Source organism: Mesorhizobium sp. M0771, assembly GCF_040320155.1.
Classification (GTDB): Bacteria; Pseudomonadota; Alphaproteobacteria; order Rhizobiales; family Rhizobiaceae; genus Mesorhizobium.
This window is the reverse complement of the sequence record NZ_JAMYPC010000028.1, coordinates 32,010-53,039: the sequence shown is the minus strand read 5'-3', so window position 1 is coordinate 53,039 and position 21,030 is coordinate 32,010. Positions and strand designations below refer to the sequence as shown.

Genomic DNA, 21,030 nt, shown 5'->3' with positions numbered 1-21,030 from the left:
GTGATCATGCCAAGGGCCGGGCTGTTCAAAGCCCCGGCACAGGCAAATCAGGCTGCAGCGGGCCTGCGTCCGGCTGCGGTCGCGAGCTCGCGAATACCCGGCTCGATGTGCTGCAGTGCGATCGAGGAAATGCCCAAGCGCATGAAACGCGACGGCTTTTCGGTGCGATCGAAGAAGCGATCGCCCGGCTCGATGATGACGCTGCGCGAGGCCGCGGCCTCGGCCAGTCCACGTGAATCGGTGCCGCGCGGGCCTTCCAGCCAGAGCGATGTGCCGCCGGCCGAATCGGTCGAGCGCCATTCCGGCAGGAATGCGGAAATCGCATGGACCAGACGCTTGCGCCGCTCGTCGAAGGCCGACGACAGCCGCCGCACCAGGGCTTCGTGATGGCCGAGCGACAGGAACAGCGCGACCGCGCGCTGGTTGTTGGCCGGCGGGTGCCTGAGCATGAAGCGACGCAGCGCCCTGAGCTCGGAGATTAGTCCAGCCGAAGCGACGATGTAGCCAAGCCGCAGGCCCGGAGCCAGCGTCTTCGACATCGAGCCGACATAGACGACGCGACCCGAGCGATCGAGGCTCTTCAGCGCCTGCTGCGGCGCCTCGTCGAGAAGCTGGCTGTCATAGCCGTCCTCGATGATGATCTGGTTGTGGCGGTTGGCGCGCGCCAGAAGGTCCTGCCGCCGCTCCGCCGACAGCGGCACCATGGTCGGGCAGTGGTGGCTGGGGGTGACGAAGACAAAGCCGGAATCGTTGGGAATGGACGAGGTGACGATGCCGGACTGATCGACCGGAACCGGCTGGATTTCCGCGCCTGCCAAGCGGAAGATCGAGCGCGCGTCGGGGTATCCCGGGTCTTCCATCGCGACCTTGGAGCCCTTTGTCATCAGCAGTGTCGCCAGCATATAGAGCGCGTTCTGGGCGCCCAGCGTGACGATGATCTCGTCCGGATTGGCGAAGATGCCGCGCCGCGGCAACAGCCGCGCCTGGATCTGCTCGATCAAGAGCGGATCGTCACGATCGACCATGTCGGAGGCCCAGTTGCGGATTTCGAGCACGGCCAGCGCCATGCGGTTGCACTCGCGCCATTCGGCTGTCGGGAACAGCGCCGGGTCGAACTGGCCGTAGACGAAGGGGTAGGAGGACTTGATCCAGTTGTCGTGCTTGGCCGGTGGCGGCATGTCGCTGGCGGCGATCTGCCGGCGTGCCTTCCAGTCGATCTCGTTCTGCTGGTCGGGCGCCTTCTGGTGCGGCTTGGCGGGGGTGGCCAGCACATCCGGATTGACGAAATGGCCGCGCCGTTCGCGCGCCACCAGGAAACCTTGGTCGACCAATTGCTGGAACGCCAGCACCACAGTGCCGCGCGCGACGCCGAGTTTTTCAGCCAGGATGCGGCAGGACGGAAGCGGCATCGAAGCGGCGATCTGCCGGTCGAGAATGGCGGCGACGATCGCCTGACGGATCTGCGCCTGCAGGGTCTGGCCCGATTCCGCCGAAATCCGGAACAGGCCGGACCATATGGCCGTGTCGTTACGCTGTGGCATGGAAGGTGTTCCTCGATGGCCAGTCTTTTTTGCTTGGCTGGACCAGCGGAAGGTAACCGTGGCACAAGGGGTTGCGCCAATCAATTTTTCTGATCGCTGGGATTTATGCCAGTGATCTATGCGCGACGCGCAGCGTCGTCGCATCCCCGGGTGACGCTTGCGTCATCCCGCAGCGCGGACGCCCGCGCGATGCGAAGCGTCGTCGCTACTCCCATCAAATCATCCAGGGCGGCGCGCAGCGTCATAGCTCCATCACATCGCACTATGCTGCACTGCGTCATCCCCACGCATTGAAACATGCGGAATTCGGCTCGATAACGTCACCCCGACGACACGCGCCGGAAACATCCGGTCTGATAAGATGTCGTGAAAAAACTATCAGGAGCCGGCAGTGGATCATTCCTCCTTCGACAAACAGCTTGTCGCCTTGCGTGCTGCGCGCGCGGCGGCATCGGGCACGATGCGCGAGGCTTTTGCCGCCGACCCCAAGCGCTTCGAGACATTTTCGGCCAGCGACGGCGACCTTTTGCTCGACTGGTCGAAATGCGCGGTCGACCGGCGCACGATGGAACTGCTCGAGAAGCTCGCCGCCGCCGCCGATCTCGAAGGTCGCCGGGCCGCAATGTTTTCCGGCAAGAAGATCAACATCACCGAAGACCGCGCCGTGCTGCACACGGCGCTACGCAACCTCGCGGGCAAGGGCGTCACGGTCGACGGCCAGGACGTCAAGGCGGATGTGCTGTCCGTGCTCGACGCCATGGGCGCTTTCGCCGATGCCATTCGCTCCGGCAAGGCCGCCGGCGCCACCGGCAAGAAAATCACCGATATCGTCAACATCGGCATTGGCGGCTCCGATCTCGGCCCGGCCATGGCGACGCTGGCGCTGGCGCCCTATCACGACGGCCCGCGCGCGCACTACGTCTCCAACATCGACGGCGCCCATATCCACGACACGCTGAAGGGCCTGTCGGCCGAAACCACCCTGTTCATCATCGCCTCGAAGACCTTCACCACGGTCGAGACGATGACCAATGCCGAGACGGCGCGCGAATGGGTGCAGAAGGCGCTCGGCAAGGAAGCCGTCGGCAAGCATTTCGCCGCCGTCTCGACCGCGCTCGACCTGGTTTCCAAGTTCGGCATCGAAGCGGATCGCGTGTTCGGCTTCTGGGACTGGGTCGGCGGCCGCTATTCGCTGTGGGGCGCCATCGGCCTGCCGGTGATGATCGCCATCGGCCCGCGCAATTTCCGCGCCTTCCTGGGCGGCGCGCATGAGATGGACGAGCACTTCCGCACCGCACCCCTGCAGAAGAACCTGCCTGCGCTGCTTGGGCTGGTCGGCTGGTGGCATCGCGTGATCTGCGGTTATCCGGCGCGTGCCGTCATCCCCTATGACCAGCGACTGTCCAGGTTGCCGGCCTATCTACAGCAGCTCGACATGGAATCGAACGGCAAGGGCGTCACCCTCGACGGCACGCCGGTGACGACGCCGACCGGACCGCTGGTCTGGGGCGAGCCCGGCACCAATGGCCAGCACGCCTTCTTCCAGCTGCTGCACCAGGGCACCGATTTCATCCCGGTCGAGTTCCTTGCCGCTGCCGTCGGCCATGAGCCTGATCTCAAGCACCAGCACGATCTACTGCTTGCCAATTGCCTGGCCCAATCGGAAGCGTTGATGAAGGGCCGCACGCTGGACGAGGCGCGCGCGCAGATGCTGGCCAAGGGCATGAAGCCGGCCGATGTCGACAGAATAGCCCCGCACCGCGTCTTCTCCGGCAACCGCCCATCGGTGACGATCCTCTACCGCAAGCTCGACCCGCGCACCTTCGGCCGGCTGATCGCGCTTTACGAGCACCGCGTCTTCGTCGAAGGCACTCTGTTCAACATCAATTCCTTCGACCAATGGGGCGTCGAGCTCGGCAAGGAGCTGGCGACCGGCCTGTTGCCAGTCGTGGAAGGCAAGGAGAGCGCCGACAAGCGCGACGCATCGACCGCCGGGCTGGTGGCGCGCATCCAGCAACTGCGGGGGGCTCAATGAAAAATCCGGCCGACATCAAGGGCATCTTGTTCGACAAGGACGGCACGCTTGTCGATTTCAACGCGACCTGGCTCGGCATCGCCGATTTCATGGCCATGGATGCCGCCGAGGGCGATCGCTGGAAAGCCGACAGGCTGCTTTCAGCGGCGGGCTTCGATTTTGTCGCCAAGCGCTTCAAGCCGGATTCCATCTTCGCCTCGGGCACCAATATGGATGTCGTCGAACTGTGGTTCCCGCGCCTGTCCGACGAGGACCAGATGCTGGCCGTCGCCCGCTTCAACGAGATCACCTCGGTGCAAGGCTCGTCGATGGCGGTGGCCTTGCCCGGCGTCGTCGCGGCGCTGACGGCTCTGCACAAGCGTGCCTACCGGCTCGGCGTCGCCACCAACGATTCGACCGCCGGTGCCGAAAAGACCATGGTCACGCTCGGCGTCGCCCAGCTGTTCACCGCCGCCTATGGCTATGACGCGGTCGCCAATCCGAAACCGGCGCCGGACACGATCGTCGCCTTTTGCGACCTGACCGGGCTGAGGCCGTCAGAGATCGCCATGGTCGGCGACAACCGCCACGACCTGGAGATGGCGCGTGCCGGCGGCTGCGGCCAGGCGGTCGGCGTGCTCTCCGGCACCGGCACGCGTGAATCGCTGTCCTCGATCGCCGATGTCGTTCTCGATTCTGTTGCCGACCTGCCGGACTTTCTGTCGGCGCGGGTCAAGGAGGCGATCTGACGGGGGAAGTTAGGGCAAGGCGAAAGTCAGCTGGGCTTTCCCGCCAATGGCCGAGATTGGTGGAAAGCGGAACGGCCGATTTCGGATTGGTTAAAGAAGAAGCAGTCTTCAGTAGCTCAACGCTTTCCCGGTTCCCCTAGCGGCGGCGTCCGCGCTCCGAATGCTTGTCGAAGGTTTCTTTGAATTCACGGTATTGGTGATAGAGCTTCGCAACGTATTTCTCATGGTGGCGCAGCAGGTAGAGCACAAAGAGACAGAACGCGACCGAGCCCGCCCAGAGCAAAATGCCAGTCGAATAGCACCAAAAGGCCTCGCATGTCCTCCAGCTAGTGAACCTGCCTTTCCATCGGCCGGTTGTGACAAGCAATATGAGCCGCCAGCTGGAGAAGGCGAGAACCACCAGAACCACGGCGTAGGAGATGATCTTCGCTCTCTTGGTCATCCGACTGCCCCCTCTATAGTATGGCCCCGAAAGCAATTGCCAAGGCCGGGCTCCGGTTCATGACATAGCCCGGGCCGAAGACGGCGGCGAGGGCGTCGGGATCGACACAGCGCACACTGGTACAGGAACCACCTCGCGAAACCGTAAAGATCGCAGTCGGAATCCGAGTTATCAGCGGCGGCGTGCGGCCTCCGGCCATGAACGGCAGAGATGGGGGCGAACTCACTCATTTCGACTGATCTGTTTTTGATCCTGGCGCTAGCTAGCAGTCTTCCTGCTCGAACGAAAACACCCCGCTCGGCCTGGTCACAGCACCCCTCACGTCGCCGAAATCCAGCACCTGATATTCGGCCAGCAACCGCAGCCGGGCTAGCGGCAGGTCGGCGCGGCGGGGATCGCCGACCAGCACCTCGATGCCGGCTGCCAGGCAGCGGTCGAGGAACGGGATCACCCGCAGAGCAACCTCGCGGCCGTAGAACACGTCGCCGGCAAGCACGAGGTCGACGGCCGGCGGCGGGCCTGTGGTGATGTCCTTGTCGACAATGGTGATCTCGACGCCGTTGGCCGCGGCATTGATGCCGATCGCGGCGACGCCGTTGCGGTCGATCTCGGCCGCGATCACCGCGCTGGCGCCGGCCTTGGCGGCGGCGATGCCGACAAGGCCCGAGCCGGCGCCGAGGTCGAGCACGCGGCGGCCGGCCACGCTTTGCGGATGGTCGAGTATATAGCGCGCAAGCACGGCGCCGCCGGCCCAGGCATAGGCCCAGTAGGGCGGCTGCGGCTCAGCTTCGTGCTCCTTGGTTTGGCTGCCGTCTTCCGGTCCATGAGCTCGCCACTCGACAAGCCGCCTCAGGCCGCTGCCGGGATGAGCCGTATAGAGCTGGATTTCACGAAGGGCGGGAACGGGCGCAAGCCGCAGGTTCGCCTTGATGAACACTACTGCATCGGGACGCCGACTATCGTCCGCCATCCCGCCGTCGCCAGGCTCGCCGTTCAAACTATTCCCGCAGCGCCCGGCGCAAAATCTTGCCCACCGGCGTCTTCGGCAGCTCGGTCCTGAACTCGATGTATTTGGGTCGCTTGTAGCCGGTCAGGTTCTCGCGGCAATAGGCGGTCAGTGCCTCGACGGTCAGCGCCGGGTCCTTCTTGACCACGAACAGCTTCGGCACCTCGCCCGAATGCTCGTCCGGCACGCCGACCGCCGCCACTTCGAGCACGCCCGGATGCTGGGCGACGACTTCCTCGAGTTCGTTGGGATAGACGTTGAAGCCGGAGACCAGGATCATGTCCTTCTTGCGGTCGACGATCTTGGTGTAGCCGCGCTCGTCCATGAAGCCCATGTCGCCGGATTTGAAAAACCCGTCCTTGGTCATCACCTTGGCGGTCTCGTCCGGCCGGTTCCAGTAACCGGCCATGACCTGCGGCCCGCGAATGCAGATCTCGCCGACCTCGCCGAGCGGCAGGTTGTTGCCGTCATCGTCGCGGATGACGATCTCGGTCGACGGCAGCGGCAGGCCGATCGTGCCGGTGAAATTGCTGTCGCTGAACTTGTTGGCGGTCGCCACCGGCGAGGTCTCCGACAGCCCGTAGCCCTCGGTGATCGAATTGCCGGTCAGCGCCTTCCAGCGCTCGGCAACCCCCTTCTGCACCGCCATGCCACCACCCAGCGTCATGATCAGCGGCTTGAAGTCGAGCTTGCGGAAATCCTCGTTGTTGAGCAGCGCGTTGAACAGCGTGTTGAGGCCGGGGAAAATGTGCATCGGGTATTTCTGCAGCTCCTTGACGAAGCCGGGAATGTCGCGCGGGTTGGGAACGAGCACGTTCTGGGCGCCCTGCTGCATGCCCATCAGCGCGTTCACCGTCAGCGCGAAGATATGGTAGAGCGGCAGTGCGCAAATGAAGTTGAGATGCGCCGGTTTCGGCTTGATCGCATAGGCGTCCTGCAGCCACAGCGTGTTCTGCGCGACATTGGACAGCACATTGGAGTGCAGCAGCACAGCACCTTTGGAAATCCCCGTGGTGCCGCCTGTATATTGCAGGAAGGCGACGTCGCTGGCTTCCATCTTGGCCGGCTTGAAGGCGATGCCGGCGCCGGCCTTCACCGCCGCATTGAACTTGACATGGCCGGGCAGCGACCAGGCCGGCACCATCTTCTTCACCCGGCGCACGACGAGGTTGACGATCGTGCCCTTGAGGCCGAGCATGTCGCCCATCGCCGCGACCACCACATGCTTGACCGCCGTCCTGGCAATCACCGCGTCCAGGGTGCTGGCGAAATTCTCCAGAATGACGATCGCCTGCGCGCCGGAATCCTTGAGCTGATGTTCGAGCTCGCGTGGCGTGTAGAGCGGATTGATGTTCACCACGACATAGCCGGCGCGAAGCACGGCCATCATCGCCACCGGATATTGCAGCACATTCGGCATCATCAGCGCCACGCGTTCGCCCTTCTGCAGGCCCTTCGATTGCAAATAGGCGCCGAAGGCGGCCGATTGCCGCTCGAGTTCGGCATAGGAGATCGACTTGCCCATGCAGACGTATGCCGGCTGGCCGGAAAACTGCTTGCAGGCGCCGACGAGGAAGTCGCCGATCGAACTGTAGGGCAGGGCGCCGATCTCCGCCGGCACGACTTTCGAATAGCTTTTTAGCCATGGCTTTTCCGGCAAGCCCGCGGCAAGCGCCGTCAGCGTATTCGGCAGTTTTTTGGCCACGCCCGTCGACGGCTTCGAGGCGGGCTTCGCCGCGGCTGTCTTGGCGGCTGGCGGCTGGGCGGGCTTTGCAGCGGGTGCTGTCTTCGCAGCGCGGTTGACCGCAGGTTTCGCTGCCGGCTTGGCGCTTGCCTTCGCCGGCGTCGAGGTTGCCGTTGGCTTGACGGCGGGAGTGGCTTTGGCCGGTGGCGCTTTCGACTTGGCGGCAGCGGCGGCCGGTTTTGAAGCTTTCGCCGCTTTTGCTTTCGCCGGGGCCGTTGACTTTGTTGCTTTCGCCACCTCTAGCCTCCCTAAGTCGTTCTGTTGCCTGCTCCATGCTGCGCCGCCTCGATGTGGTGAGGCGTCCTCCGCTGCAGCGATGTCGCGGATCCCGGAAAATCCAGCGTGTCATCTATCTATTGCGACTATCGGCGGCCGTGCAAGTCTTGCCCCAGCGGCAGGACGGCAAAGATTTGCCGTCGAAATCCTTCCCGCGACGCCGGCTCGGCAATGCCGTCCTGTCGTGTCGGTGGCGAAACCCAGGCTTGTGGATTTTTGGCTTACGATTGCTGCGATCAATGAAAAAATGCGGTCGTTAACAATCCCGTGATTAGCAGATTTTGCTATTTGTTTCTGCAGTTCGTCAAAGACCGAGAAATATTTTCTGCTTACGGTGGGGTAGGCAAACAGGGTGTTCCAAAGCCGGAAAAACGGTGCTTATATGCGCGCTTCGCGAGCCTATAGAGGGGCTTGGAAGAACATCAGGGAGTGCTCAATGAAAAAGAAACTGACTTTTGCAGCCGCGTTGCTGGCTGCAAGCGTCCTCGGCGGTGTGGCCAATGCCAAGACGCTGGTCTATTGCTCGGAGGCCTCGCCGGCCAACTTCGACCCGGGTACCACGACGGGCGGCAACGACTTCGACGCCTCGTCGCGCACCGTCTATTCGCGCCTGGTCGAGTTCAAGCATGGCGGCACCGAAGTTGTGCCCGGTCTCGCCGACAAATGGGAGATTTCGGACGACGGCCTGGTCTATACTTTCCACCTGCATCCGGGCGTGAAGTTCCAGACGACAGATTTCTTCAAGCCGACGCGTGATTTCAATGCCGACGACGTCGTCTTTTCGTTCGATCGCCAGTTCAACAAGGAAAACCCCTGGAACGGCGAGAAGTACCTGCCGAACCTGACCTGGGACTACTACACCGGCATGGACATGCCGAAATACGTCGCCAAGTGGGAAAAGGTCGATGACCTGACCGTGAAGCTGACGCTGACCGAGCCGAACGCGCCGATGCTGGCCAATCTCGGCATGGACTTCGCCTCGATCGTGTCGAAGGAATATGCCGACCAGCTGGAAAAAGACGGCAAGATGGCCGACTTCTCGACCAAGCCGGTCGGTACAGGTCCGTTCCAGTTCGTCGACTACCAGCTGGATTCGGTCATCCGCTATGCGGCCAACCCGGACTACTTCAAGGGCAAGGAAAAGATCGACGATCTCGTCTTCGCGATCACGCCTGATGCCACCGCCCGCATCCAGAAGGTGCTCGCCGGCGAATGCGATATCGCGCCCTATCCGAATCCTGCCGACATCGGCACGATCAAGGCCAACGCCGACGTGACCCTGATGGATCAGGCTGGCCTCAACATCGGCTATATGAGCTACAACACCACCATCCCGCCGCTCGACAAGCCTGAAGTGCGCCATGCGCTCAACCAGGCGATCGATCGGGAATCGCTCATCAAGTCGCTGTTCCAGGACGCCGGCGCCACGCCGGCCGTAAACCTGATCCCGCCGACCATGTGGTCGTGGAACAAGGACGTGAAGTCCGACGCTTATGATCCGGAAGCAGCCAAGAAGGTGCTGGCCGATGCCGGATTGAAGGAGATCCAGCTTTGGGCCTCCGACCGCGTCCGTCCCTACAACCCGAACTTCCAGCGCGCCGCGGAACTGATCCAGGCTGACTGGGCCAAGGTCGGCGTCAAGGCGGAGATCGTCAGCTACGAGTGGACGAAGTACCGCGAAGAAGGCAAGAAGAAGGAGCGCCCGGGCGCCTTCCAGATCGGCTGGACCGGTGACAATGGCGATCCGGACAATTTCTTCGCCACGCTGTTCGCCTGCTCGGCCATCGGCGTGTCGAACTACTCCAGCTGGTGCGACAAGGACTTCGAGGATCTGATCCAGAAGGCCAAGAAGACCAGCGACCAGGCCGAACGCACCAAGCTCTATGAAGAGGCGCAGGTTGTCTTCCAGAAGCAGGCTCCGGCCTTCCTCATGGCACACAGCCAAGTCTACGCAGTCGTGCGCAAGAATGTCAGCGGCTTCATGATGGACCCGCTCGGCATTCATCGCTTCGACGGCGTCGACAAGGCCGAATAGAACTGTTAGGCGGGCGGCGCGCAATCAGGCGCCGCCCGCTTTTCAAGATGCTCCGATATCTCCTAAACAAAATCGTCTTGGTGCTGCCGACGCTGATCGGCATCACCATCTGCGCCTTCGCTTTCGTCAGGCTGCTGCCCGGCGATCCCATTCTTGCCATGGCCGGCGAGCATGGCGTGTCGCCCGAGCGTTACGCGGAACTGAAGGAACAGTTCGGCTACAATTTGCCGATCTGGCAGCAATACGCGCATTATGTTCGCGATGCCGCGACCGGTAATTTCGGCGTGTCGATTTCGTCCAAGCGGCCGGTCATCGAAGATTTCATGACGCTCTTCCCGGCAACCATCGAGCTCTCAGTCTTCGCCATGATCTTCGCCATGGTGCTGGCCATCCCGGCCGGCATCATTGCTGCGGTCAAACGCGGCTCCTGGTTCGACCAGGGGCTTATGGGCACCGCCCTCGTCGGCTATTCCATGCCGATCTTCTGGTGGGGCCTGCTGCTGATCATCTTTTTCTCCGGCTATCTCGGCTGGACCCCGGTTTCAGGCCGCATCGGCCTTCAGTTCTTTATCAAGCCGATCACCGGCTTCTTGACCCTCGACAGCCTGCTCTACGGCAAGTGGGATGCTTTCCGCTCGGCATTGAGTCACCTGGTGCTGCCGACAATTGTGCTCGGCACCATCCCGCTGGCGGTGATCGCGCGCCAGACGCGCTCGGCCATGCTCGAAGTGCTGGGCGAAGACTATGTGCGGACCGCCCGCGCCAAGGGCCTGTCGTCGTCCCGCGTCATCGGCGTGCATGCGCTGCGCAATGCGCTGATCCCGGTGGTCACCACCATCGGCCTGCAGGTCAGTACCCTGCTCGCCGGCGCCATTCTCACAGAAACCATCTTCGCCTGGCCGGGCATCGGCAAGTGGATGGTCGAATCCATATCCAAGCGCGACTATGTCGTCGTGCAGTCAGGCTTGCTGTTGATCGCCCTTATCGTCATGGCGGTGAACCTGATTGTCGACGTGCTTTATGCCGTCATCAACCCGCGCATCAGGGCGGCGTGATGAGCCAGTCGACCGAAATCGCCCCGATGGCCGCCGGCAACCCTGACCGTCTGACCGGCTTCAGGACCTTCTGGCACTATTTCTCGGTAAACCGCGGCGCCGTCATCGGCCTGTTCGTCTTCATCCTTTTGGTGCTGGCCGCGCTCTTTGCACCGCTGCTGGCACCCTATGCGCCCGACATCCAGGACAAGACAGCTTTCCTGCGTCCGCCGGCCTGGCAGGCAGGCGGCAGCATGGAATATCTGCTTGGCACCGACGCCGTCGGCCGCGACATGCTCTCGCGCCTGCTCTATGGCGCGCGTTTCTCGCTGCTCATCGGCGCCGTCGTGGTCACGCTGGCGCTTGTCGGCGGCATCACGCTGGGCCTTTTGGCCGGCTATTTCCGGGGCTGGGTCGACGTGGCGATCATGCGGGTCATGGATCTGATCCTGTCCTTCCCGTCGCTGCTCTTGGCGCTGGTTCTGGTCACCATCCTCGGCCCCGGCCTGTTCAACGCCATGCTGGCCATCGCGCTTGTCCTGCAACCCCACTTTGCCCGTCTGGTGCGCGCTGCCGTCATGGCCGAAAAGAGCCGCGAATATGTGGTCGCCGCCAAGGTCGCCGGCGCCGGCCATATAAGGCTTATGCTGCGCACCATCCTGCCCAACTGCTTGGCGCCGCTGATCGTCCAGGGCACGCTGTCCTTCTCCAACGCCATCCTGGAGGCGGCCGCTCTCGGCTTTCTCGGCCTTGGCGCCCAGCCGCCGACACCGGAATGGGGAACCATGCTCGCCTCGGCGCGTGAATTCATCCTGCGCGCCTGGTGGGTGGTGACCTTCCCCGGTCTGGCCATCCTCATCACCGTGCTTGCCATCAACCTGATCGGCGACGGTCTGCGCGATGCGCTCGATCCGAAGCTGAGGAGGTCGTAATGGCGCTGCTCGACATCCGCAATCTCGTCGTCGAGTTCCAGACCGCATCCGGCCCGTTCCGCGCGGTCGATGGCGTCTCGCTCCATGTGAACGAACGTGAAGTGCTGGCCATCGTCGGCGAATCCGGCTCCGGCAAGTCGGTGTCGATGTTGGCTGTGATGGGGCTGTTGCCGTGGACGGCGACGGTCACTGCCGACGAGATGAGCTTCAACGGCCGCGATCTCCTGAAGATGAGCCCGGCCGACCGGCGCAAGATCGTCGGCAAGGACATGTCGATGATCTTCCAGGAGCCGATGGCCAGTCTCAATCCGTGCTTCACCGTCGGCTTTCAGATCGAGGAGGTGCTGCGCTTCCATATGGGCATGGACAAGGCCCAGCGTCGCGAGCGCGCCATCGAATTGCTGACGCAGGTCGGCATTGCCGAGCCGGCCGAACGGCTGAACTCGTTTCCGCACCAGATGTCGGGCGGCCAGTGCCAGCGCGTGATGATCGCCATCGCCATCGCCTGCAATCCGAAGCTTCTGATCGCCGACGAGCCGACCACCGCGCTCGACGTCACCATCCAGAAGCAGATCCTCGACCTGCTCGTGTCGCTGCAGGTTAAATACGGCATGGGCCTGATCATGATCACCCACAATATGGGCGTGGTCGCCGAGACGGCCGACCGCGTCATCGTCCAGTACAAGGGCCGCAAGATGGAAGAGGCCGACGTGCTGTCGCTGTTTGAATCGCCGAAGAGCAATTACACCCGCGCGCTGTTGTCGGCGCTGCCGGATAATGCCGTCGGCGACCGGCTGCCGACCGTCTCGGACATGCTGTTCGAACCAGCTGCCGGGGGCGTCTGATGAGCATCAAGGTCGTCGAAGGCAAGGACATCGTGCGCGACTATCACGTCGGCGGCGGCCTGTTTCGCGGCGCGCGCACCTTGCATGCGGTCAAGGGCGTCTCGTTCAGCGTCGACAAGGGCAAGACGCTGGCCATCGTCGGTGAATCGGGCTGCGGCAAGTCAACGCTGGCGCGCATCATCACGCTGATCGATCCGGCAACGTCGGGCGAACTGTTCATCGACGGCAACAAGGTCGACATCGCAAGGAACGGCCTGACCAGGGAGATGCGCCGCAAGGTGCAGATCGTCTTCCAGAACCCTTACGGATCGCTCAATCCGCGCCAAAAGATCGGCGATGTGCTGGGCGAGCCGCTGCTCATCAACACCGACAAGCCGGCCGAAGAGCGGCGCGACCTCGCCATGAGGATGCTGAAGAAAGTCGGCCTCGGAACCGAGCACTACAATCGCTATCCTCACATGTTCTCGGGCGGCCAGCGCCAGCGCATCGCCATTGCCCGCGCGCTGATGCTGAACCCGAGCCTGCTGGTGCTTGACGAACCGGTCTCCGCGCTCGATCTTTCGGTGCAGGCGCAGGTGCTCAACCTGCTCGCCGACCTGCAGGACGAATTCCAGCTGACCTATGTCTTCATCAGCCACGATCTGTCGGTCGTGCGCTACATCGCCGACGATGTGATGGTGATGTATTTCGGCGAAGCCGTCGAATACGGCTCGCGCGAGGAGGTCTTCGCCGACCCCAAGCACAACTACACCAGGACGCTGTTCGCCGCGACGCCGCGCGCCGACGTCGCCTCGATCAAGGCGCGGCTGGCGAAGAAGAAGGCCGCCTGACCTCTCACCGAGAATTGTTTTTGAACAATCGGAAATGCGTCGCGGCGGTGGTTTGCCGGCAGGATTGATCGCGATCTGCGAGCTGCCGGGCGCAAGCCGCGTCGCAGGTTGGGGTGCGCCCCATCACTCACCCGCTCCGTGCTGGTAAAGCTCGTCCATGCTGAGCATTGCCAGGGTTGCGAAGGGGGCCTGTTTTTTCACCCGACCGCGGCTCAAGATCACCACGTCGTCGCAGAACGATATGGTGCTGTAATGATGACTGATGACAATGGTGGTGCGGCGGCCGGCCCGCGATTTCAGCGTCTCGACAATAGCGGCTTCTGACAACCCATCCACCGCACTGGTGGCTTCGTCGAGGATGAGAATATCGGGATCGCGCACCAGCGCCCGCGCCAGGGCGATCCTTTGCCTTTGTCCGGCTGACAGGTTGATGCCCCGGTATCCGACCAGTGTCGCGTAGCCCTGCGGCAGGTGCTCGATGAATTGATGTGCCTCGGCCAGCCTTGCGGCGCGCATGGCGTCGCTGGCCGACGCCGTGTCGTAGCCGTAGATAATGTTTTCAAAAATGGTGCCATCGACCAGTTCCAGCTCCTGACTGGCCAAGGCAATGTTCCGCCGCCATTGGCTTGGGTCCACTTCATCGAGCGGTGCCCCATCGACGAGGATCCTGCCGCTGTCGGGTTTGACGAAGCGGCACAGGAGATTGACGATCGTCGTCTTGCCGGCGCCCGAGCGGCCGATCAGCGCCGTCGAGCGGCCGCTGCGGATGTCGAACACCGCCTTATGCAGCACCGCCTCGCGCGCGTCGGGGCCTGACAGGGGACCGGAATAGGCGAAGCTCACATCATCGAAGCTGATCCCTTGGCGCAAGCCGTCGAACGGCAGGCTGCCCTGCGGCGCCTCGGGCTTGTCGGAAGGATCGAGCAGCCATTGTACCTCCTCCAGCGAGCCGCTCATGCCTTGCAACTGACTCCAGGACATCTGCAAGGCCCGCATATGCGGCTGCAGTCGGTAGAGCAGGATGAGGAAGGCGACGGTCAGCGGGAAGCTTACATTCGCCAGCCAGGCTCCGATCACCACCGCCAGGAACAGCATCGCGTGCAATACCTCGGTCAGTGGCGGCAAGACGCCCTGGCGGATTGAAAGCACGAAAGCCGCCCGCCGCACCCCGTCGGACGCTTTGGCGAAGACCGCCTTTTCACGGTTCTCCTGCCCGAAGATGCGAATCAGGCGCCCGGCATGCACCAGATGCAGCATCTGCGACGCCAGTGCGCTGTTGCGCGAGACGACGCTGCGGCTCGGCGCCTTCAGATTGGACGACAAAACCCCGTGCGCCAGCTGGACAAGCGCCAGCCCTAGAGTCACCAGCAGCGTCATCTGCCAAGAGAGGAGCAGGAGGAAGGCGAGCAGGATGACGGCGGCCGAGGCACTGACGATCGCGCCGAGCAGGGCCTGGATAGCGTCGGATGCTCGCCAGGATTCGTTGGAGATGATGTTGAGCAGCCGCCCGGGGCTTTGCTGCAGGAAAAAGGGGTAGCCGACCCTGAGCAACTGCTCCGACAGTGCGCTACGGATCGAATAACCTGCCTTGCCGTAGATGTAGCTGGTCAGCAGAGTGTTGGCGAAGGCAAAGACATTTTTCAGTACGATCGAACCGAGGATCGCGGCCGAAATGGCGATCAGCCGCTGGCGCTCGCCGAGGTCCGCTCCAACCTGCTGGAGGAGGGCGGAGAAACCGGCCATGCCTGATGTTTCGCCACGTCCCATAATGATGCCGAGCAGCGGAATGATGAGACCGATGCCGAGGCCTTCCAGCGCGGCGCCCGCAAGCCCGAGCCCCACCACGACGGGAACGAGCCGCAACAGCCTGCCACCAAGCGCGCGGCGCAGCATTGGCAGGGCTGACGGAATCAGTGACATTATCGCGCTCTGGCCTCCGCATTGGCTTCGCTGGCTTCTCGGTCGTGGCGCAGCGGCAGCCGTTTTGGCCATCCCATCATGACGAGCAGCGCAAATCTGGCGGCACCTGCCAGATTCATTACGACAATAGGCCAGTGCGACAGATCGAGGTCGCGGTCAAAGCGAGGACGGCCCGCCAGTTCCCTGAACGCGGCCCGCGCGGACCAATAGACATGGCGAAGCAGCCAAGGGGCGTGGCGGACATGTTTCAGGCACAGCGCACCATTACCGAGGCTATAGTCGCGGTGCAGCCTGTCGATCGATTTGCGGTCTCGCCGGCCGTGATGATGCAAGACCGTCATGTCGGGCACATACTCGACCGGCATGCCGAGCAGCATCGCCCGCACGAGATAATCAGTATCTTCAGCCGAGCGTAGCGGGCCGCCAGCGCCGAAGCGTTCGTCGAACGACCCGATGCGGGCCGCGACGTCGCGGTGCATGGTCATGTTGCAGCCGAGCACGAAGCCGCCGGGGTGGACCGCCGGGGTCAGCCGCTCGCTTGCCTCGCAGAGCTTTATGGTGAAGGGCAGGTCCCGGGCATCACCGAGTTCGACCCGGCCGCCGCGGATCAGCCACTTCTCGCCACTCCGGTAGTGCCGCTCCAGGTCGCGGAGATAGTCGCGGTCGAGCTTGCAGTCGTCGTCGACGAAGACCAGCACGCGGCCTCGCGCTCGCGCCAATCCGGCATTGCGGGCAGCGGCTAGTCCGGGGCGAGTCTCCGAGACGGCTGTGACTGGGATGTCGGAAGTTTCGGCGATAGCGGCCAGCCGCTTTGACGTGCCGTCCCGTGAACCATTATCGACCACCACCAACTCTGCCGCGAAGGTGGCGTGCACCCGGCATGCGGCCTGGATCGAGGCTATGCAAGCCTCCAGCACAGCGGCGCGGTCGCGCGTGCAGACGATGAAACTGACCTCGAGCGACGGCCGCTCCGATCGGGGAGATGTCGGGACCGGCGCACTCGCAAACTGGTGATCGCGCAGGAGCGGGTGGGGCCTGTCGGTCATACCAGTCCCCGCTGATAACGCGCAAGCACCGCTTCGGCCGGCGTGGTTTTGAAGAAGTAGGCCACCGCGTCCGCCCGCTTTCCGGCCCTTATCGAGAGCAGGCTGAGCCAAGGCGCCCAGACGCCGGGACGCAGCGCATATTGTTCGCGGCGCCGGATGAAATTCCATCTCGCCGTCCGCGTGAGCAATTCGTGGGTCAGCGGCGGTTCTCCTTCGTCGCCGACGAGTTGGTAGAGGAAATAGAACAGGTTCAGCGCGCCTGCCTCGAAGCTTGGCCGTGTGTCGGTCGGCAGCTCGGAAATCCGCTCTTCGAGCGCACGGATGAAATCGGCTGCGCGCGAAACCGTGTCGAAAGAGACGGCCTCGCCGATGTCGCGCAGATCCGCTGTGGTTTCCGCAAGCCCCTCACGCTCGAGATTTTCGGCCACGATCCGCAAATGCGTCCTGCGCATTTCCTTGGCATGCCGCATGGTTACGCTTCCCGCATGGATGCGATAGACGAGCAGGCTATCGGGCAATATGGTCGCCGGGAAACGGCCGGCAAGCCGTCTGAAGAGATCAAAATCCTCGGCATGTCTATATTTGGGATCGTAATAGAGATCGTTGTTCCCAATGACATTCCTGTTGTAGATCACCGTCGGATGTAAGAATATCGTAAAGAACATCGACAATATGTCGAGCCGGCCGAGCCGGAACACCGGGTCTAGCCTGCCTTTGGCGATACGGCCGTGAAGCAAGGTATCAACGCAGGCGCCGCAGAAGCCGAGATCGGGCCGCCGCTCGAACAGTGCGACCTGGCGCGAGAGGCGCCGGGGATAGGCGACATCGTCCGCATCCATTCGCGCAACAAGCTCGCCCTGGGCCAGTCGTAGCCCTTCATTGAGGGTGGCGACGAGGCCGCGGTTCTCACGCGAGATGACAGAAACGCGATTGTCTGCCCGGCGGTATCGTTCGAGAATCTCGAGCGAGTTGTCAGTCGATCCGTCATCGATAGCGATGACCTCCAGGCGATCGTAGTCTTGCCGCAGAATGCTCTCCAGCGCAGCGGTGAGATAAGGCCCGGCATTGTAGACCGGCAGCAGGACGGAGACGAGCGGCGCGGTGGTCATCTCTGCGCATCCGTTCGCCGGAGTTCGAGTGCGGCGCGGCCATCGGGGGATCCGCCGGGATAGGCGTCCGCCGCCCTGCCGAGCCAGCCGGCATCGCCAGAGCGTGCCTGGGAGCGGCGGCGCGCTACATAGGGGAAGCGGCGCTTGAGGCCGTTGAGCGGCTTTTCGAAAGCCGTCCACGAGATCGAAGCGACGGCGATCGTGGCGGCGCTCGCGACCAGGAAACGCCCTGGCCCCTGCTCCGAGACATTGAGCGGGATCCAGGGCTGTGACTTGACGGCGAGCGACAGAAGGATCGGATGGTAAAGATAGACGCCGTAGCTGATGCGGCCCAGTGACAGCAGCGGTGGCAGTTCGAAAACCCTGCCGAGGACGCCGCCAAGGCCGGCTGAACAGGCGGCGACAACGGCCACCAGCGGCACCAGGGGCAGGATCTGCAGCAACGCCCAGCGGGCCCATTCCAGCATAGGATCGGCCGGCGCAGGGATAAGCCACTCAATCGCCAGGAAGACAGCCGCAAGGGCTGGCCAGCCTAGCCGCATCCATTGCGGCAGGCCGGCGCCTCTGGTCCGCCGGCAGGCAAGCAAAGCACCAAACGCCAGCGCGTCCATCGATGCTGGCGGCAGCAGGTCGCGCGCTAGCGCCGGGGTGGCGGTGATCGGCCAGTAGAAGCGATAGGCCAGCGACAACAGGATGACGCCGATAGTGATCGCTTCCACCCGCCGGCGGGGTGCGAGAAGCACGACCAGCGGCCAGGCGATATAGAACTGCTCCTCGATGCTCAGGCTCCAGAAATGGCAGAGTAGCCAGGGCGTCCATTCGTTGCGCAGCGCGTACCAAAAATTCGACAGGTAAAGCGCATGCCAGACGAGCGATCCACTGGACTGCTCCAGATCGGTCAGCCAGACGAACCCAAGCACGGCGAAATAGGGCGGGAATATGCGCAGCGCGCGCCTGATGTAGAAGGAACTCAATGCAGGGCCGGCTTTGAATTCGGCCGCGGCGCGCGCTTCGAGCAGCAGTCGTGTGATCAGGAAGCCGCTCAGCACAAAAAAAAGCCGCACCCCGATGTGGCCCCAAAAGGAGGACCCGTTGGGTGCAAGGAAATGGGAATAGAGAACCATCGTGACAGCGATGGCGCGCAGAGCGTCCAACTGATTGTCACGCGCGACCGCCATCAGCCATTTCCGCCGGTCTGAAATCTCCGATGAAGCCAGCGGCCCTGCATTCCGGGCCTCAGGTCGAGGCCTGCCAGCGTCGAGAGTGCGCCGACAACATCAAACCCGCGCCTTGTGCGCGGGGCAGCCTCGAAATCGGTGCTGGCCAGCGAAAAATTCAAGCTGATCAACTTGGCGGAATCCTCCACGGCGCACTTCCCAGTACCAATCCCCCAAGAAATGGTGCAACCGGGCAATGGTGCAGTGCAACACAAAATATCTATCGAGCTGTAATATTTGTGTGAGTTAGGGCTAAAAATGGGTATGATTTGCGAGTGCGTTGCGTCGCTGAGGGTTTTTCACGTCCGCAATGCTGCATGAGCAGTAGTACCATGTCAGAAAGGCACGGTTTAATTACACAACTATAATCCGGAGTGTCTGATATAGGTCAAAATTGACGAAGATTATTCTAAGATAGTGGTTTTGTATCTTATAAATCATGCTTGTATTGTCGGGTTCTCTAGGCTGTCGATCTTGCGCGATGCAGCATAGTCGATGGTCAAGCGTCTGACGACGCAATCCTGTGGCGGCGGCCATATGGCGCATGTCGACGAGGCAGACAGGAAGTGCCGGTGTTGGCGTAGGGAGTGACGTGCATTAGCCTTGCACCTGCCGTCACGCTTGCGTCGGATGGAGAACTGGTGCCGCTTAGGTGACTCGAACACCTGACCCCATCATTACGAATGATGTGCTCTACCAACTGAGCTAAAGCGGCCCAGGAAGCGCGAAGCCTCCAGGATCGGCTGGGTGATAGACTCAACCGGCCGCTAATTCAAGATGGGCAACCGTGATTTCAAGGCTGGATCCGGCAATTCGTCCCGTCATTTTCCATTGGCGCGGAATAAGCCATCGCCTCGTTTGCTTTTTCGATTACGCGGAGACGTCGCGCCGGACTGCGCGCAAATCGCCCGGCAAGGCGGCAAACGGACTGATTTTATTGCTAAAAGGCATCGAAATGAGCGTTGAACAGGCCTGTAAGGCAGAATGCGGGCGCTCGCCCGTTGATTGATTGGTCGCCTGCGGCTAACGATCATGGCAATGTAAGCGAACGGACAGGGGAATTCGCTTGGACGCGATCGAAAAAGCGATCCGCAACGCCTTCGAGAAAGGCAACGCCGAGGACCGGGCATTTCGCGAGCGGGTCTATCGGTCGGCTTTCGCGGCGCTCGACCGCGTGCTCCAGGCCAATCCCGGCGTGACGGTGGAAGCCGCCATCAAGCGCCGCAAGGCGGTGCAGGAAAAGATCGCCGAGATCGAATCCGAATTCCTGCCCGCGGTCCCCGATGTCGCCGCGCAGACGCAGAGCGCTGCGCAGACGCAGAGCGCTGCGCAGACACAAGATACCGCGCTGACGCAACGCGTTGCGCAGCCGCAAGACGCCGTACAGGGCGCCGCCGAAGCGCCCGCGGTCGATGCCCCGACAGGTGTCGCGGCCGGACCGTCGCCGGCGATCGTCGTTGATGAACCGGTTCAGCCCGAGGCATCCGACGCGCCGCGTTCGCGCGTGCTGCCGGTCGTCCCCGACATCATGCCTGACGCCACGCTGCCCGGCGCCCCGGCGATCGATATGGCCGATTCCGCGCCGGCCGAGGCCGCGGCGGAAGTGGCGCCTGACCGTGATGAAAGGCGGATAAGGGGCCGCCGCCTGCCGCTGACGGCGATCTTCTTTGGCGTGACGTTGCTCGCCGCCGCCGGCATCGGCCTCTATTTCGCCGTGCAGACCGGGGTCTTCAAGACGCCGGCGCAGCTCGACACGGCGCCGCCCGAAGCGCCGCCGACCGTCGACGATGACGACTTCACGCCGCCTGCCGATACAACTGAGCCGCAGCAGCCTGGTGTCGCCGAACAGACGCGCGACTGGATCAACGTGTTTACACCCACCGATCCAACGCATGTGGCGACCCCGTCCGACGCCAAGGCCGATGTCGTGCAGGACGACACCGGCTCCTTCCTGCGCATCCGCTCCGGTGCTTCCGGCTCGGCCATCAGCTTCGATGTCGGGCAGGGCGTGCTGGAGAAGCTTGCCGGCAAACATGCCGTGTTCGACATCGTCGCCCGCGCCGAGGACGGCAAGGACACGCAGATCTCCGTCGACTGCAATTTCGGCGATCTCGGCGACTGCGGCCGCAAGCGCTATGCGGTCGGCCAGCAGCGTAACGAATATCTGTTCGACGTGAAATTCCCCGACAAGCCCCCGGGCGCGGCCGGCAGCATCGCCATCAACTCCGACTTCGACAAGCAGGGCAAGGCGGTCGACATCTACGAGATCCGCGTTTCGATCGAACCGTAA

General features: G+C 62.8%; 17 protein-coding genes and 1 tRNA gene. 8 read left to right on the top strand and 10 right to left on the bottom strand.

Annotated elements, in window-relative coordinates:
• Positions 1 to 47: 47 nt before the first annotated feature.
• The gene (pdxR, locus tag NKI05_RS29015) at positions 48 to 1,541 is read right to left on the bottom strand and encodes a MocR-like pyridoxine biosynthesis transcription factor PdxR (RefSeq protein WP_023669484.1); all 1,494 of its coding nucleotides are present in this window, start codon (positions 1,539 to 1,541) and stop codon (positions 48 to 50) included.
• 391 nt (positions 1,542 to 1,932) lie between these two features.
• Here pdxR and pgi point away from each other — a divergent pair, with 391 nt between their 5' ends.
• Together pgi and NKI05_RS29005 are read left to right on the top strand one after the other, a co-directional pair.
• Positions 1,933 to 3,576, top strand: coding sequence for a glucose-6-phosphate isomerase (pgi, locus tag NKI05_RS29010; RefSeq protein ID WP_502898773.1), 1,644 nt, complete (start codon positions 1,933 to 1,935; stop codon positions 3,574 to 3,576).
• Entirely contained in the window at positions 3,573 to 4,304 is a 732-nt protein-coding gene (locus NKI05_RS29005) for an HAD family hydrolase (RefSeq protein ID WP_023816160.1), read from the top strand. Before pgi ends, NKI05_RS29005 begins: the two co-directional genes overlap by 4 nt.
• 136 nt (positions 4,305 to 4,440) lie before the next feature.
• Here NKI05_RS29005 and NKI05_RS29000 read toward each other — a convergent pair whose 3' ends face one another.
• The 3 genes from NKI05_RS29000 to NKI05_RS28990 form a co-directional block, all read right to left on the bottom strand.
• Positions 4,441 to 4,746 carry a hypothetical protein gene (locus NKI05_RS29000; protein ID WP_023669488.1) on the bottom strand — a complete coding sequence of 102 codons (306 nt, stop codon included), beginning with the start codon at positions 4,744 to 4,746 and terminating at the stop codon, positions 4,441 to 4,443.
• A 262-nt stretch (positions 4,747 to 5,008) separates the two neighbouring features.
• Positions 5,009 to 5,716: a class I SAM-dependent methyltransferase gene (locus NKI05_RS28995; RefSeq protein WP_032894559.1), complete on the bottom strand. Its 708-nt coding sequence runs from the start codon at positions 5,714 to 5,716 to the stop codon at positions 5,009 to 5,011.
• Positions 5,717 to 5,744: 28 nt separating this feature from the next.
• Positions 5,745 to 7,733 carry a long-chain fatty acid--CoA ligase gene (locus NKI05_RS28990; protein WP_023696765.1) on the bottom strand — a complete coding sequence of 663 codons (1,989 nt, stop codon included), beginning with the start codon at positions 7,731 to 7,733 and terminating at the stop codon, positions 5,745 to 5,747.
• A 475-nt stretch (positions 7,734 to 8,208) separates the two neighbouring features.
• Between NKI05_RS28990 and NKI05_RS28985 the strand changes: the two genes are divergently transcribed.
• From NKI05_RS28985 to NKI05_RS28965, 5 genes are read left to right on the top strand one after another with little or no spacing between them, the layout of a single operon-like run.
• Positions 8,209 to 9,807 (top strand): ABC transporter substrate-binding protein, encoded by a 1,599-nt coding sequence (locus NKI05_RS28985; RefSeq protein ID WP_023669491.1) that lies wholly within the window; start codon positions 8,209 to 8,211, stop codon positions 9,805 to 9,807.
• Between the two features lie 47 nt (positions 9,808 to 9,854).
• On the top strand, positions 9,855 to 10,862 hold the full coding sequence (locus NKI05_RS28980; protein WP_023669492.1) for an ABC transporter permease subunit: 1,008 nt from the start codon (positions 9,855 to 9,857) through the stop codon (positions 10,860 to 10,862).
• Between the two features lie 26 nt (positions 10,863 to 10,888).
• Complete coding sequence (locus NKI05_RS28975) at positions 10,889 to 11,773, top strand: ABC transporter permease subunit (protein ID WP_050485757.1); 885 nt, start codon at positions 10,889 to 10,891, stop codon at positions 11,771 to 11,773.
• The gene (locus tag NKI05_RS28970) at positions 11,773 to 12,618 is read left to right on the top strand and encodes an ABC transporter ATP-binding protein (protein ID WP_023696764.1); all 846 of its coding nucleotides are present in this window, start codon (positions 11,773 to 11,775) and stop codon (positions 12,616 to 12,618) included. The genes NKI05_RS28975 and NKI05_RS28970 overlap by 1 nt, the downstream gene beginning before the upstream one ends.
• Complete coding sequence (locus NKI05_RS28965) at positions 12,618 to 13,448, top strand: dipeptide ABC transporter ATP-binding protein (protein WP_023669495.1); 831 nt, start codon at positions 12,618 to 12,620, stop codon at positions 13,446 to 13,448. The genes NKI05_RS28970 and NKI05_RS28965 overlap by 1 nt, the downstream gene beginning before the upstream one ends.
• A gap of 123 nt (positions 13,449 to 13,571) precedes the next feature.
• Here the strand turns inward: NKI05_RS28965 and NKI05_RS28960 are convergent, their stop codons facing one another.
• From NKI05_RS28960 to NKI05_RS28935, 6 genes are all read right to left on the bottom strand, one after another.
• Positions 13,572 to 15,368, bottom strand: coding sequence for an ABC transporter ATP-binding protein (locus NKI05_RS28960; RefSeq protein WP_027049321.1), 1,797 nt, complete (start codon positions 15,366 to 15,368; stop codon positions 13,572 to 13,574).
• A complete protein-coding gene (locus tag NKI05_RS28955) occupies positions 15,368 to 16,414 on the bottom strand; it encodes a glycosyltransferase family 2 protein (protein ID WP_023682048.1) in 1,047 nt (348 codons plus the stop codon). Before NKI05_RS28955 ends, NKI05_RS28960 begins: the two co-directional genes overlap by 1 nt.
• Positions 16,411 to 17,523 (bottom strand): glycosyltransferase family 2 protein, encoded by a 1,113-nt coding sequence (locus tag NKI05_RS28950; protein ID WP_023669498.1) that lies wholly within the window; start codon positions 17,521 to 17,523, stop codon positions 16,411 to 16,413. The genes NKI05_RS28955 and NKI05_RS28950 overlap by 4 nt, the downstream gene beginning before the upstream one ends.
• Positions 17,520 to 18,701 carry an acyltransferase family protein gene (locus NKI05_RS28945; protein ID WP_023669499.1) on the bottom strand — a complete coding sequence of 394 codons (1,182 nt, stop codon included), beginning with the start codon at positions 18,699 to 18,701 and terminating at the stop codon, positions 17,520 to 17,522. The genes NKI05_RS28950 and NKI05_RS28945 overlap by 4 nt, the downstream gene beginning before the upstream one ends.
• Entirely contained in the window at positions 18,701 to 18,889 is a 189-nt protein-coding gene (locus NKI05_RS28940; RefSeq protein ID WP_023682045.1) for a hypothetical protein, read from the bottom strand. Before NKI05_RS28940 ends, NKI05_RS28945 begins: the two co-directional genes overlap by 1 nt.
• A 490-nt stretch (positions 18,890 to 19,379) precedes the next feature.
• Positions 19,380 to 19,455, bottom strand: a tRNA-Thr gene (locus tag NKI05_RS28935).
• A 351-nt stretch (positions 19,456 to 19,806) separates the two neighbouring features.
• Between NKI05_RS28935 and NKI05_RS28930 the strand changes: the two genes are divergently transcribed.
• On the top strand, positions 19,807 to 21,030 hold the full coding sequence (locus NKI05_RS28930; protein ID WP_023816162.1) for a hypothetical protein: 1,224 nt from the start codon (positions 19,807 to 19,809) through the stop codon (positions 21,028 to 21,030).

Excerpts from the sequence above, each read along its gene's own strand:
- pdxR (WP_023669484.1), bottom strand. The coding sequence starts at position 1,541 with ATGCCACAGCGTAACGACACGGCCATATGGTCCGGCCTGTTCCGGATT.
- NKI05_RS29005 (WP_023816160.1), top strand. The coding sequence starts at position 3,573 with ATGAAAAATCCGGCCGACATCAAGGGCATCTTGTTCGACAAGGACGGC.
- NKI05_RS29000 (WP_023669488.1), bottom strand. The coding sequence starts at position 4,746 with ATGACCAAGAGAGCGAAGATCATCTCCTACGCCGTGGTTCTGGTGGTT.
- NKI05_RS28995 (WP_032894559.1), bottom strand. The coding sequence starts at position 5,716 with ATGGCGGACGATAGTCGGCGTCCCGATGCAGTAGTGTTCATCAAGGCG.
- NKI05_RS28985 (WP_023669491.1), top strand. The coding sequence starts at position 8,209 with ATGAAAAAGAAACTGACTTTTGCAGCCGCGTTGCTGGCTGCAAGCGTC.
- NKI05_RS28980 (WP_023669492.1), top strand. The coding sequence starts at position 9,855 with ATGCTCCGATATCTCCTAAACAAAATCGTCTTGGTGCTGCCGACGCTG.
- NKI05_RS28975 (WP_050485757.1), top strand. The coding sequence starts at position 10,889 with ATGGCCGCCGGCAACCCTGACCGTCTGACCGGCTTCAGGACCTTCTGG.
- NKI05_RS28970 (WP_023696764.1), top strand. The coding sequence starts at position 11,773 with ATGGCGCTGCTCGACATCCGCAATCTCGTCGTCGAGTTCCAGACCGCA.
- NKI05_RS28965 (WP_023669495.1), top strand. The coding sequence starts at position 12,618 with ATGAGCATCAAGGTCGTCGAAGGCAAGGACATCGTGCGCGACTATCAC.
- NKI05_RS28960 (WP_027049321.1), bottom strand. The coding sequence starts at position 15,368 with ATGTCACTGATTCCGTCAGCCCTGCCAATGCTGCGCCGCGCGCTTGGT.
- NKI05_RS28955 (WP_023682048.1), bottom strand. The coding sequence starts at position 16,414 with ATGACCGACAGGCCCCACCCGCTCCTGCGCGATCACCAGTTTGCGAGT.
- NKI05_RS28950 (WP_023669498.1), bottom strand. The coding sequence starts at position 17,523 with ATGACCACCGCGCCGCTCGTCTCCGTCCTGCTGCCGGTCTACAATGCC.
- NKI05_RS28945 (WP_023669499.1), bottom strand. The coding sequence starts at position 18,701 with ATGGCGGTCGCGCGTGACAATCAGTTGGACGCTCTGCGCGCCATCGCT.